We start from the raw sequence: 13,382 nt of genomic DNA, 5'->3' as shown, positions 1-13,382 counted from the left end.
AAAAAAACGGGACAAAGAGCCTGACCCCTTGTCCCTGTCCTTTTATTCTTCAAATGGATAGGTTAATCCCCATTGTTCTCGAATACTATCCATTAACTTCATAATTGCTAGTGATTCATCTAATGAGATGATATCGCTTTCTTTCTGATTGTTTTGAAGTAATCGTCCTACCTCTTCTGCTTCAAACCGGAATCCTAATACCTCACGATTATCTTTAAATGTTTGAACGGTTTCACCTACATGTAAAGAAGCTTCCCGAGCATTATGAAAGGACGGAATTTGAATATAACCTTTTGTTCCATGAATGATTGCCTCATTCTTTAATCCAACTCGAATCGCTCCATTTAAACTAGCTGTTTTGCCCTCAGGATACGTTAATAAAATAGAGAAATGTTCATCTACCCCTGTTTCTCCTAAGTGTGCAGTACTCATAATCTTCTCAGGATTTGCTCCCAATATCATCGATGTAAAAGAAACAGAATATATACCTACATCTAATAATGCCCCACCACCAAGTTCAGGATTAAGCAATCGCCATTCTGGTAACCATGGCGCTCGAATGCCAAAGTCAGCCTTCACAAGGCGAATATCACCAATCTCATGTGATGCAATCCATTCTCGCACTTTACGAATAGCTGGTAAAAACCTTGTCCACATGCCTTCCATTAAGAACAATTTCTTGTCTCTAGCGTAAGTAATTAATTCTTCTAATTCATTCGCATTAACAGTAAATGGTTTCTCGCATAAAACGGCTTTACCAGCGCGTAAACATGTTAGTACATTTTCTTTGTGATACGGGTGTGGTGTCGCGATATAAATCACATCTACATCTGGGTCTGCTGCTAGTTCTTCATAGGAACCATATGCATGCGTAGCACCAAATTTGTCAGCGAATTTCTGCGCCTTGGTTAGATTTCTAGAGCCTACAGCATAGCACGCTCCATTCTCTACATAAGTTAAATCGCTCGCAAAAGCTGTTGCAATATCACCTGTTGCTAGAATACCCCATTTTATTTTTTTCATCATAACACACTCTCCCTCCTAATTGGGGTCAGACCCCTTGTCCCAATTTCTACTCCCTGGCTTTGTGCACTTTCAATTGTTTTCCTTTTACTGTTTTATGCTTCATTGCATCCAAAACCAATGGACCCTTACCATTTAAAATTTCTATATAAGAATGACTATATTCAATTGAAATGATACCAATATCATTAGAGGAAACACCATCAATATTAGCAATCGTACCAACAAAATCTAATGCCCGAATTTTTTTCTTTTTTCCTCCATTAAAATAAAGTTTCATAATGTCTTGATCAAGCTTCTTTTTCATTGACTTTCCAGGTTGTGGTTTTGTACTTATTTTCTTATGAAAGGAATCTTTACACTTCTTTATGCGTTCATTAGAAGGCACGGCTAATTCGATTAGTTCTTGCCCTATATATTCTTCTATTACATTCACGTATCTTTGTTCACTATTAGTAGCAAAGGTAATCGCTTTTCCAGTCCTACCGGCTCGCCCAGTTCGACCAATTCGATGAAGATAACTTTCTTTTTCTAGTGGTATATCAAAATTAAGAATAAGCGGGATATTAGCTACGTCTATTCCTCTTGCTGCAACATCTGTTGCAACTAAATAGCGAAATGTAGAAGCTTTAAACGCATCCATCACCCGGAATCTATCTTCTTGGGTCATTCCACCATGAATCTTTTCAACTGGATAATGACAAGTCTTTAATTGTTTCAGTAGTTTATCTACCTGTTCCTGTGTACGACAGAAAATAATACAACTATCAGGATTTTCTGTTATTAACAATGCTTGTAATACATCGAATTTTTTGTCATTTGTTACATGCACAACATATTGCACAATAGGGTTATCCAGTTGATTATCTTTACTTAATTTAATCGTTAGCGGTTTGGTCAAGTATGATTGACAAATACTTTCTACTTCTTCGGGAAATGTTGCTGAAAATAAAGTTGTTACACGCTGAGTTGGCATTTTTTCAATAATTGCTCGGACTTGATCGATGAAGCCCATATTAAACAACTCATCCGCTTCATCAATAACCAAATATTGAATAGATTCTACTGGCAACGTGCCCTTTTCTAAATGATCTAATATTCTTCCAGGTGTGCCTACAACAATATGATTCTTTTGTTTTAAAGCTAATTTTTGTTTTTCAAACGACTGTTTCCCAAAGATAGATACAGCTTTCACCCGCTTGTATCTCCCAATATTTGTTATGTCGAGTTTGATTTGTTGTGCCAACTCTCTTGTTGGTGTCAATACAAGTGCTTGTGGTTTATTCTCTAACCATTCTATCTTTTCACAGAGTGGAATCGCAAAGGCAGCGGTTTTTCCACTACCAGTTTTTGATTGAACAATAAGGTCTTTGTCTTTTAATAAATGAGGAATAACTTCTTGTTGAACATCGGTAGGTTTTGTATATTCCAAGCGTTTTAGTGCTTCTAAAATAGTTGATTCTAATTGAAATCCATCAAAGGATGATTGCATAACCTCGCTCCATTTCTAACGGGACAAGGGGTCAGGCACCTTGTCCCACTCTGCTGTTTTTTCTTAGTTCCTTTTGTTAGCCAATGATATACCAAACGGTTTGAATATACAACTGCACCATTAGGTAAAAAAGAAATGCATAACTCCAATTAAAACCTAATCCATTTTTAATTATACTAAGGCGATTGGTTGTACTTAAAATAATCACCGGTAAAACAACTGGTGAAAGCATTACGGAAATAACACTTCCCGAAGTCATTGCTAATACAACTAGTTCAGAGGGATAAATTAACGAAACATTTTCCAATATACCTGCAACTAATACAATAACTGTCAAAGGGCCCAAACCTAAAAACCCTAATATGATAGCCATAAAAGGGATAATTGCTAAGAAATTCATAAATGGAATCACATCGGCTAAGTAAAACAAAGCATCTACCATATACTCGCTTACTCCAGATTGATTTATTGCATAAATAAGCATTCCAGCTGCAAGTAACAGACTGAATTGCTGTGCCTTTTGCTTTATATCAACTGCAATATATGCCTTGCATTCTGCAACAAACCGTTCTGGTCTTTTTTTAAAAATAAAGTATCCTGCCGTCCAGATCACAATAATCGGCGGAATAATTGCAAGTATACTCCATCCTAATAAGAAGTGAATAACAAAAATAGTACTAAACAAAGAAACAAATAAAATAGAAAATTCAACTACTAATTTTTTGGCTTCCTTTTGTGGCATTGCCGAATTGAGTCGGTGTTGCATTTCTTCCTTAATTCCTATAGTAAAATTAATCTGATATGCTTTCTCTTTTCTTGTTAAAAAAACTAATGCTAAGCCTATTCCTAACATAGAAATAACAAATCCTTGCAATATCGTCCATCCAAGTGATGCTCCTAAATGATCCACTGCAAAAGCAAAGCTTGGTATACTAACTACCCATAAGGTTGTCAAAGCAAACGACCGCAACAAGGCTGTACCTTTAAAATATTCCCACGCTTCTCCTGTTTTAGACCGAAAAAAATCATTAATAAATTCATACATCATTGGTATAGAACCAAATAATAAAAAATAAGCAATGATTTGATTTACGAGCATGATACCAACATAGAATTTCTTACTTGAATGAAATAAACGCTGACCTAATCGAATGATTGCATCAATATATGATTCTTCACGAAGAATCCAACTAATCACTGGTACAATTAATAAAAGCGTGATTAAGTTGGACATTTTACTTACACCTTGAATAAGTAGATTAACAAACCCACCACCAGTCAACCATTGGATTAGAAATGCAGCGAATAATAGAAATGTTGGAACAATAAGCGCACGAAAAGACAAGCGTGTCATCCCTGTTACAAGTACAGTAATCCCAACTATCCCAAGATAGTAGAATCCTTTTTCAGTTGGGCTTATATAAGTTGTATAATGTAAAAATGCATAGGCTAGAATCGCAAAGGTAAACACAATCCCAGTTAATTTCTTTAGATAACTCATCACTACCCTCCCTATATCATGAAACAACGGACAGCTAACGCTTCCATAAAAAAATGGGACACGGTGCCTGTCCCCTTGTCCCATTTTGATTATTATACAATTTGAAAACTAACCCATGTTTCTAATGAATCTTTTGGTTCTACCATAATTAGTTCGTCCTTACGATTTAGTTCCCCAGTTTTAGCAGCAAATGGCTCGATACAAACGAAATCTTTTCCTGCTTGTGTCCATAGTACTGTATAGCGAAATTCACTTCCAGTCTCTATATGTAAATCTATATGTTCATCATATTTTGCTTCTAATTTTTGATGATCTGTTTCAAGTACTACCGCTTCCTTTAATCCTTCCATATCCACTTTTCCATCAAAAGGCTTTTCTTCATTATCGTTATAATCAAAATAAGTAGTTGCTTCTGTATCTAAAGATATCACTTTAGACTTTGCTTTAAAATATGGATGTAGTCCAGGGTATATCGGCATCTGTTTTGTATCCATATTACGATAGGATTGATGAATAAACAATTGATTTTGCTTTAATGTGTAGGTGAACACAACTTCAAAATCAAATGGGAAAGTACCTTTTGTCCCGATACTACTTTCAAATAAAATCGAAATAGAAGCTTTTTCTTCATCACACTTTGTATCAATCACTTCCCAAGGATGAATACGAGCAAGGCCATGATTCGGCATTTCATATGTTTTACCATCCCAATCATATTTCTTGTCCTTTAACTGACCAGATATTGGGAATAGAATAGGAATACCACCACGGACATTCTGTTTTCGGTCATATAGTGTTTCCTCATTCAAGTATAGATATTCTTTTCCATCTACACCATAACCAATAATAATACCACCACGTTCTGGGCAAACCTTGATCCACGATGAATTATCTTCACTGCTTAACTGATACATAACAAACGACTTCTCTTCATATGTTTCAATTTTGTACATAATAGATAGCCCCTTACTAATTATAATGGTTGAAAATTCTCTCTATAAAAATCAATATAGTTAACATTATACAAGAAAGATAGTAACAATCCTATGAAAAATGTTACATTCTTAAAAATTAATTTACTATACGGGATGATGCATTAAAACATATCCAATACACACTTTTATTAGCACAATAAAGTAATTGATAGAGATTTATTTTTCATTAATGGTTACATATACCTTTTCAATGCGTTTATCAGATACTTCCTCTACCTTAAATGTTACTTTCTTATATGTGATCGAAAGATTTTCACCACGATTGGGAATATAACCAATCTCGCCAACCAAAAACCCATTTAACGTCTCATAATCATCAACAGGTAAATCCAAACTCAGCTGATACTCAATATCATACAAATGGGTATTACCTGCAATACGATATTCATACGGTGAAATCTTAATTATTTCATGATTTTCTTCATCTAATTCTCCATGTTCACTTGATATTTCACCAACAATCTCTTCTATAAGATCTTCAATCGTAATTAACCCATCCGTTCCACCATATTCATCCACAATAATTGCAATATGGACATTATTCTTTTGCATTTCTTTAAAGATCGCATCAATTCGCTGCGTTTCCATCACGAAATAAGGTTTTCGTAACGTATCACCTAAGACATAATCTCGTTTATCTTTTTGGATATAAGGTATTAAATCTTTTGTGTGTAATACTCCGATTATGTGATCAACATCTCCCTCATAGATAGGAAACCTTGTATATCTTTTTTCATTAACAATTTTCACTACTTCATTCAAAGGAGTATTTATTTCTAGTGCACACATATCGGTTCGATGTGTCATAATATCTGATACTTCTTTGTCATTAAACTCAAAAATATTATTAATCATTAATTTTTCGTCTGTGTGAATGGTGCCTTTCTCTCCGCCAATATCAACCATCATACGAATTTCTTCTTCTGTTGCCTCTTCATTTTCCGCATGTGGATCGACACCAAATAAACGTACAAGTGTATTGGTAGACAAATTTAAAAACCAGACAACTGGTAAACTTATTTTGAATAACAATGTCAAGGGCTTCACTGAGAAATTAGCAATCGCTTCCGCCTTCTGCAAAGCTAATTGTTTTGGTACTAGTTCCCCAACCACTAAGGTAAAATAAGATAATAAAATCGTAATTACAATGACCGACATGGTGTTTAAAATCCCAAGTGAGATCGGAACTCCTATTTCATGTAAGTTTTCAGCTAAAGGGGTTGCAAACGTATCAGCTGCAAACGCACTCGCTAGAAAACCTGCCAATGTAATGCCGATTTGTATCGTTGCTAGAAAGCGGCCTGGTTCTTTTAACAACTTGTCTAACATCTTCGCCTTTTTGTCTCCACGCTCTGCTTCTCGTTTCACTTTGTTATCATTTAATGATACTAACGCAATTTCTGATGCCGCAAAAAAGGCATTTAATAAAATCAAAATAATTAAGATCAGAATAGACATCGTCACGCCAAACAACTCCTGTTTTAATAATGTATAGAATCCTATACCCTATTATCATACCGTTTCAATCATTCATACTCAAATATTTTTGTAAAGTTAACCATTCTGATTTTGATTAATCCAATAATACGACTATTTAAATGATATATTTTTATCTATATAAAAAATAAACTGTAATCATGCTTCAATTTTGTGAAACATTGGATTAGTCACGCTTCTTTCTATAAAAAGGTAGCGAAGCGTTTAACGTTTATTGTCGACAATCCACAACAATTCTCGAAAGGAGGATCTGTCATGTAGCTTTTATAATTGATTCATACATTGCCTGAAATCAGTAATCAAATCAGCTACGTCTTCAATTCCTGTTGAAAAACGCAGCAACCGATCATCTATTCCCCGGGAAATACGCTCATTTTCTGGAATGTCGGCATGTGTTTGTGTCGTTGGATAGGTAACAAAACTCTCCACTCCTCCTAAACTTTCAGCAAATGTAATTAATTGTAGATTTTCAAGGAATGGAGCCACCCACTCAGCCTTCTTTAACCGAAAGGAAAGCATTCCTCCTTTGCCTGGATAGAGTACCTTATCAATTCGTGAATCAGCTTCTAAAAATGCTGCTATTTGCTTCGCATTATGCTGTTGCTGTCTAACTCTTAGAGACAGTGTCTTTAACCCTCGCACAAGTAACCATGCATCCAGTGATGAGAGTACTGCACCTGAGGCGTTATGAAAAGTTGCCATTTTTTCACTCAAGTATAAACCTTTTGTAACAACTAACCCCGCCAGTACGTCATTATGTCCCCCAATATATTTCGTAGCACTATGGATGACAATATCTGCCCCAAGTGAAATTGGTTGTTGTAAAATGGGTGTTAGAAATGTATTATCTACAATAAATAATAGCTGATATTTTTTAGCCAGTGCTGCGTATGAGGTGATGTCTATTTCTTGCATCAATGGGTTTGTTGGTGTTTCAATAAAAATTGCCTTTGTATCTGATGTAATAAATTGCTCCACTTTCTCCAAATCATTAAAACTACAATACGTTGTTTTTACATCATATGCTTCTTGATAATGCTTAAATAAACGATAGGTGCCTCCGTAAACATCTTCTGGGGCAATCAATTCATCACCAGTCGAAAATAGAGATAAAACAAGCTGAATTGCTGCCATTCCTGAGCTACATGCAAATCCTCGATCACCTTTCTCTAAGTCAGCAATACCGTCTTCTAAAATAGAACGTGTCGGATTTTCTGTCCTCGTATAATCATAGCCAGTGGATTTTCCTAATCCTTTATGTTGATAAGCTGTAGACAAATAAATTGGTGGATTAACCGCACCTGTTCTAGGATCACTATGATTACCTAACTGGGCTAATTTTGTTTGTATTTTGTATTCCTTCATTGCTTCACTCCTCTCTATACCTATAAAAAAAAGACCCTCAAAGAAGAAGGCCTTTTAACTATAAAAAGTCATTCTTCTTATCTTCTAGACACCTTATTATGCGTCTATTGGAATTAGCACCGTGCCTAATCGTTAGGCTGGTTGCTGAGACATCTTAGGGCCAATCCCTCCGTCTCTCTGGATAAGAAATCACACTATATAATTTTCAGAATTTTCACTTATGGTAAAGTTTAATACATGTATCAGTAGATTGCAAGGATCTTATTAAAGAATGGGACAAGGCGTCTGACCCCCTGTCCTAAATTGCTTTCTCTGCAGCTAGTAGCAAGCTTCCTGTAATGCCTGCATTATCGACTAGGCCAGGTGATGTAATATAGGTATCTAAATCTGGCGTAGTGAGATACTCGTTTAGTAATGTTTTAAAGTGGGTGCGAATAAGTGGGAATAATTGCGCCTGTTTCATCACACCACCACCTAAAATAATCACTTCAGGACGTAAAATCATGGTATAATTTACTAACGCTTGTGCGATATAGTAAGCTTCTTTGTCCCAATAAGGATCATTTTTATCCACATCTTTTCCTTTTTGCTTCAAACGCTTCTCGATGGCTGGGCCAGCTGCAATGCCTTCTAAACAATCTCCATGATAAGGGCATACTCCTTCAAATGGATCTTCAGCATGTTTTCTAACTGATATATGTCCCATCTCTGGATGACCAAATCCTTCAACAACTTCCCCGTTTAAGATTGCACCACCACCAATGCCAGTTCCAATGGTTAAATAAATGCATGATCCAGCATTTTGTGCACTTCCCATTCGATACTCACCATAAGCTGCTGCATTTACATCTGTTGTCCAAGCAACAGGAATGTTATATCTTTCCTTTATCGTACCCACAAAATTATAATTATTCCAACCTTTTTTTGGTGTGGAAGTAACATAGCCATATGTGGCGGAATCGGTCATAACATCAATTGGTCCAAATGAACCGATACCTATTGCATTTAAGTTATATTGATCAAAAAAATCAAATACATATTTTAAAGTCTCTTCTGGTATGGTAGTTGGAATACTAATACGATCAATTATTTCGAATTGTTCATTACTAACAGCACAAACAAATTTTGTTCCACCAGCCTCTATCCCACCATAATACATTACCAATTCCTCCTCCATTGACCTCTTACAGCAACGTCTTTTATATACTCTTACTTTACCACTTTCTACACAAAGAATGAAACCCCTTACATGACGGAATGTTTTATTTTTGCACAATAACTATGATTTTTATAGAAAAAAGAGCTTTATAGTTATTTTATTCTACAGTCTGAAAACTATGATTTATTATTTATAGCTAACCAATCCTACTTTTTTATTCCCCTGTTTCAGCAAAATGCTTAATTCTAGCACCAATTTCATCTCTTATACGTTGAAAGACTTCCCATTTTTCTTCATCTGTTCCTTCTGCTTTTGCAGGGTCATCAAATCCCCAATGCACTCTTTTAACTTGCGGGGGTGTAACCGGGCATTTGTCCGCAGCATCTCCACATAAGGTGACTGCTAATGTGGTATGATTTAGGAAATCACTATCAATCACCTCTGATTGTTGATTGGATATGTCGATATTGATTTCTTTCATTGCTCGAACAGCATTCGGATTTAATCCGTGCGCTTCTATCCCCGCACTACGAACTTCCCATTCCTTCCCTAGATATTTTTTTGCCCATCCTTCTGCCATTTGGCTTCGACAAGAATTACCAGTACATAAAAAATAAATTGTTTTTGTCGTCATAAGATCAAACTCCTTTACAGTAATAATAGTGTTAAGAATAAACCTAGTAAGGTAATGAACAATATTGGAATCGTTAGGATAATACCTGTTTTAAAATAGGTTCCCCATGAAATTTTTATTCCTTTTTGAGCTAGCACGTGCAACCATAATAATGTAGCTAAAGAACCGATTGGTGTGATTTTCGGACCTAAATCAGAACCAATAACATTTGCATAAATCAATGCTTCACGAATAACACCAGAAGTACTCGTTTCTGCAATGGCTAACGCATCAATCATGACCGTTGGCATATTGTTCATGACCGATGACAGTAAAGCGGCAATAAAACCCATGGCAATCGTCGCTACAAATAATCCTTGTTCCGCACTTTGCTGAATCAACTGTGCCAGTAAATCAGTAAGACCTGCATTACGCAGCCCATAAACCACAACATACATACCAATTGAGAAAAAAACAATGTCCCAAGGGGCACCTTTTACTACTGTGGAAGTACTGACAGCTGTACTTCTTCTCGCCATGATCAAAAATAAAATCGCGATAGTACCAGCAATCAGTGAAATTGGTACAGCAATAAACTCACTCACAAAATAACCAATTAACAAAATAGCTAATACATACCAAGATAAACGAAATAATTTAGGATCTTTAATAACTTCCTTTGGTTCCTTTAGATGTGTTAGATCATAGGTTTTTGGAATATTTTTTCTAAAATAGAGATACAACACAGAAATGGTTGCTACTAAAGAAAACAAATTCGGGATAATCATTCTTGATGCGTATTCAATAAATCCAATGGAAAAAAAGTCTGCAGAAACAATGTTCACTAAGTTACTCACGACTAATGGTAAAGAAGTGGTATCTGCAATAAAACCACTCGCCATAATAAATGGAAAAATAATTTTCTCACTAAATTTTAAATTACGTACCATTGCTAATACAATCGGCGTCAATATGAGAGCTGCACCATCATTTGCAAAAAAGGCTGCAACAATTGCACCGAGTATACTCACATAAACAAACATCTTGACACCATTACCATTTGCAGCTTTTGCCATATGTAAAGATGCCCATTCAAAGAAACCAATCTCATCTAAAATAAGGGAGATTAAAATAATGGCAACAAAAGCTAAGGTAGCATTCCAAACGATTTGTGTTACTTCTATCACATCACCGAAATCAACTACTCCTAGCATTAATGCTAAAATAGCGCCACCACACGCTGACCACCCTATCGAAAGCCCTTTTGGTTGCCAAATGACAAATACAAGTGTCAAGATAAAAATTAAAATTGCTAAAACAACTGATAAAGACACAATACTAATCCTCCTATTAACAACAACTAATTCGTTTGCCGCTTTTTTCTAACGCTATTAGTTTTTCCTCTTGATTAGGTAGTTGAGACAACACATGTTTAATAAAAGGAAAGACACGATTATCGGTATTCATGGAATAAAAAATCCATTGTCCTCTTCTTTCCTCTTTCACAATGCCAGCGTCACGCAATTTACGTAAATGCTGACTAATGGATGGCTGACTCACCTGAAAAACTTCAACAAATTCACACACACAACAATCCTGGTGTTCCAATAACTTAACAATCGTTAACCTTGTTTTATCCGCTAATAATTTTAATATCGAAGCTGCTTGTTCAATTGATAACTGGTGTTGATTCAAAAAGATCCCCTCTCTTTCTGCATATATATTATCATATAATAATATACTTATATATTCAATGCTATTTTCTCTGAACGGATCACTTATGGTTAACAATACGTGAAAAGATTGCTATTCTCTTATAATCCGTTCATAATAATAATGAGAACTATTCAAGAAAGGATTATCATATATGGTTGAAACACACCGTTTTTCAAAAGGAGAAGAAGTTGCTAATTCTATTACACACGGAATTGGAATACTAATTAGTATAGCTGCATTAGTAGTATTAATTGTCTTCGCTTCCTTACATGGTAATACATGGCACATCGTTAGTTTTACTTTATTTGGGACCACTATGGTATTACTTTATACGTCGTCTACTCTTTTACATAGCCTGCCAGAAGGAAAGGCAAAAAATGTGTTTGAGATTTTAGATCACTCATCCATCTATTTTTTTATCGCAGGAACGTACACCCCCTTTTTATTTGTCGTAGTACAAGGTGCTGTGGGTTGGACATTATTTGGTATTGTGTGGGGATTAGCAATTGGTGGTACAATTTTTAAAATTTTCTTTGTGAAGAAGTTTTTATTTATTTCTACCATTCTTTATATTGTTATGGGATGGCTAATTGTTTTTACTTGGGGATCTCTTTCAGAAAAACTTCATCCAGATGGCCTAACCTTACTCGTACTAGGTGGTATTTTATACACAGTCGGTGCGATCTTTTATATGTGGCGTTGGTTCAAATTCCATCATGCACTTTGGCACCTGTTTGTATTAGCAGGAACAATCTTACACTTTTTCTGTGTTCTTTTATATGTATTGCCTATTAAATAAAAAAAAGATTCAACCAAGTATTATCAAAACTTGGTTGAATCTTTTTACATAAGTTTTCCTTTTCGTAACACTTTCTCTTCTAACTTAATTGTTAAAGCTTTTGCTGTCTGCTTTAATTGACGTAATTCAGATTGTGTAACCAATGACACGACAACACCGCCATCTGATCCAATTCGGCCTGTTCTCCCAGCTCTATGAAGATAATGATCCGCTTCTTTAGGTACATCCATTTGAATAACATAACCTAAATCCTTCACATCTAATCCTCTAGCTGCTACATCGGTGGCTAATAGCAGCTGTACCTCACCTTTTGTAAATTGCCGTATGGCTTTTTCTCTTTTTTGTTTAGTTAAATTCCCATGTAAAGCTTCAACATGCATACCTTTATATGCTAATTTTTCTGCAACTACCGATAAGTTACCACTATCTCTAAAGAATACAAGCATTTGCTCATTCAAGTTACGAGCCATACTTCGAAGTATATCTATCTTATCACGTTCGTCACAGGTAATGTATTGATAAGAAACCTCTGGTGTACCCGCTTCTTCGCTATTCACGCGAATAACCTCAGGGGTTACCATAAATCGATTAGCCTCTTCCGCTAATCCTTGTGCAATGGTGGCTGAAAACATTAATAACTGGCGCTGTTTTGGGGCTGCTTTGATAATACCAAACAAGTCATTGCGATGTTCAGGAACTAACAGCTGATCAGCTTCATCTAAAACAATCGATCGTAATGCATGTACTTTAAATTTCTTTTGTTTTATTAATTCAAGCACTCGTCCTGGGGTACCAACAACAATTTGTGGCTTTTTCTTTAACTTTTCTATTTGTCGTTTTATATTTGCACCACCAATCATCATCATACTAGTCACCTCAGCATGAGCAGTCCATTCCTGGATCAGTCGATGAATTTGAGCCACCAATTCATGTGAAGAGGCTAGAATTAATAATTGTGTCTGCTTTTGATCGACATCGATTTCTTCTAGTAGTGGAAGTAAATAGGCAATCGTCTTCCCACTCCCAGTAGGGGAAATGCCAATGACATCTTTTCCTTCTTTTATTATGGGATAAGCTTTTTCTTGGATCATTGTTGGTTCTGAAAAACCAGAGCCCTTCCACGCTTGTTGCAAAAATGGTTGTAATGTATCGACGAACATAACTATCTCCTTCAAAAAAATCAGTATTGTAATACTTTCTACACTATATCATAAAGAATAGT

At 35.6% G+C, this 13,382-nt stretch carries 12 protein-coding genes and 1 riboswitch; of the genes, 1 reads left to right on the top strand and 11 read right to left on the bottom strand.

Features of this window, described 5'->3' with window-relative positions; genetic code table 11:
• Positions 1-42: 42 nt before the first annotated feature.
• The 10 genes from BN1058_RS02900 to BN1058_RS02855 form a co-directional block, all read right to left on the bottom strand.
• Positions 43-1,026, bottom strand: coding sequence for a Gfo/Idh/MocA family protein (locus tag BN1058_RS02900; protein WP_090852615.1), 984 nt, complete (start codon positions 1,024-1,026; stop codon positions 43-45).
• Between the two features lie 46 nt (positions 1,027-1,072).
• Positions 1,073-2,515 carry a DEAD/DEAH box helicase gene (locus BN1058_RS02895; RefSeq protein WP_090852612.1) on the bottom strand — a complete coding sequence of 481 codons (1,443 nt, stop codon included), beginning with the start codon at positions 2,513-2,515 and terminating at the stop codon, positions 1,073-1,075.
• Between the two features lie 76 nt (positions 2,516-2,591).
• Positions 2,592-4,016, bottom strand: a complete 1,425-nt coding sequence (locus BN1058_RS02890) for a hypothetical protein (protein ID WP_090852609.1) — start codon at positions 4,014-4,016, stop codon at positions 2,592-2,594.
• A gap of 92 nt (positions 4,017-4,108) precedes the next feature.
• Positions 4,109-4,969, bottom strand: coding sequence for an aldose epimerase family protein (locus BN1058_RS02885; protein WP_090852606.1), 861 nt, complete (start codon positions 4,967-4,969; stop codon positions 4,109-4,111).
• Positions 4,970-5,167: 198 nt separating this feature from the next.
• Positions 5,168-6,469, bottom strand: coding sequence for a hemolysin family protein (locus BN1058_RS02880; RefSeq protein WP_369688249.1), 1,302 nt, complete (start codon positions 6,467-6,469; stop codon positions 5,168-5,170).
• A 303-nt stretch (positions 6,470-6,772) separates the two neighbouring features.
• A complete protein-coding gene (locus tag BN1058_RS02875) occupies positions 6,773-7,873 on the bottom strand; it encodes a methionine biosynthesis PLP-dependent protein (RefSeq protein WP_090852599.1) in 1,101 nt (366 codons plus the stop codon).
• Between the two features lie 74 nt (positions 7,874-7,947).
• Positions 7,948-8,061, bottom strand: a riboswitch (SAM riboswitch).
• Positions 8,062-8,171: 110 nt separating this feature from the next.
• Entirely contained in the window at positions 8,172-9,032 is an 861-nt protein-coding gene (locus BN1058_RS02870; RefSeq protein ID WP_090852596.1) for an ROK family protein, read from the bottom strand.
• A 214-nt stretch (positions 9,033-9,246) separates the two neighbouring features.
• Positions 9,247-9,666, bottom strand: a complete 420-nt coding sequence (arsC, locus tag BN1058_RS02865; RefSeq protein ID WP_090852593.1) for an arsenate reductase (thioredoxin) — start codon at positions 9,664-9,666, stop codon at positions 9,247-9,249.
• Positions 9,667-9,680: 14 nt separating this feature from the next.
• Positions 9,681-10,979 (bottom strand): arsenic transporter, encoded by a 1,299-nt coding sequence (locus BN1058_RS02860; protein WP_090852590.1) that lies wholly within the window; start codon positions 10,977-10,979, stop codon positions 9,681-9,683.
• Positions 10,980-10,995: 16 nt separating this feature from the next.
• A complete protein-coding gene (locus BN1058_RS02855) occupies positions 10,996-11,340 on the bottom strand; it encodes an ArsR/SmtB family transcription factor (protein ID WP_090852587.1) in 345 nt (114 codons plus the stop codon).
• Positions 11,341-11,512: 172 nt separating this feature from the next.
• Between BN1058_RS02855 and BN1058_RS02850 the strand changes: the two genes are divergently transcribed.
• Complete coding sequence (locus BN1058_RS02850) at positions 11,513-12,160, top strand: PAQR family membrane homeostasis protein TrhA (protein ID WP_090852584.1); 648 nt, start codon at positions 11,513-11,515, stop codon at positions 12,158-12,160.
• Between the two features lie 44 nt (positions 12,161-12,204).
• Here BN1058_RS02850 and BN1058_RS02845 read toward each other — a convergent pair whose 3' ends face one another.
• Positions 12,205-13,320: a DEAD/DEAH box helicase gene (locus tag BN1058_RS02845; RefSeq protein ID WP_090852581.1), complete on the bottom strand. Its 1,116-nt coding sequence runs from the start codon at positions 13,318-13,320 to the stop codon at positions 12,205-12,207.
• Between the last annotated feature and the right edge of the window lie 62 nt (positions 13,321-13,382).

Origin of the sequence: Paraliobacillus sp. PM-2 (genome assembly GCF_001368815.1) — a bacterium.
Lineage (GTDB): Bacteria > Bacillota > Bacilli > Bacillales > Amphibacillaceae > Paraliobacillus.
This window is presented reverse-complemented; position numbering and strand designations above follow the sequence as displayed.

Excerpts from the sequence above, each read along its gene's own strand:
- BN1058_RS02885 (WP_090852606.1), bottom strand. The coding sequence starts at position 4,969 with ATGTACAAAATTGAAACATATGAAGAGAAGTCGTTTGTTATGTATCAG.
- BN1058_RS02850 (WP_090852584.1), top strand. The coding sequence starts at position 11,513 with ATGGTTGAAACACACCGTTTTTCAAAAGGAGAAGAAGTTGCTAATTCT.
- BN1058_RS02880 (WP_369688249.1), bottom strand. The coding sequence starts at position 6,469 with ATGTCTATTCTGATCTTAATTATTTTGATTTTATTAAATGCCTTTTTT.
- BN1058_RS02875 (WP_090852599.1), bottom strand. The coding sequence starts at position 7,873 with ATGAAGGAATACAAAATACAAACAAAATTAGCCCAGTTAGGTAATCAT.
- BN1058_RS02895 (WP_090852612.1), bottom strand. The coding sequence starts at position 2,515 with ATGCAATCATCCTTTGATGGATTTCAATTAGAATCAACTATTTTAGAA.
- BN1058_RS02870 (WP_090852596.1), bottom strand. The coding sequence starts at position 9,032 with ATGTATTATGGTGGGATAGAGGCTGGTGGAACAAAATTTGTTTGTGCT.
- BN1058_RS02845 (WP_090852581.1), bottom strand. The coding sequence starts at position 13,320 with ATGTTCGTCGATACATTACAACCATTTTTGCAACAAGCGTGGAAGGGC.
- arsC (WP_090852593.1), bottom strand. The coding sequence starts at position 9,666 with ATGACGACAAAAACAATTTATTTTTTATGTACTGGTAATTCTTGTCGA.
- BN1058_RS02890 (WP_090852609.1), bottom strand. The coding sequence starts at position 4,016 with ATGAGTTATCTAAAGAAATTAACTGGGATTGTGTTTACCTTTGCGATT.
- BN1058_RS02900 (WP_090852615.1), bottom strand. The coding sequence starts at position 1,026 with ATGATGAAAAAAATAAAATGGGGTATTCTAGCAACAGGTGATATTGCA.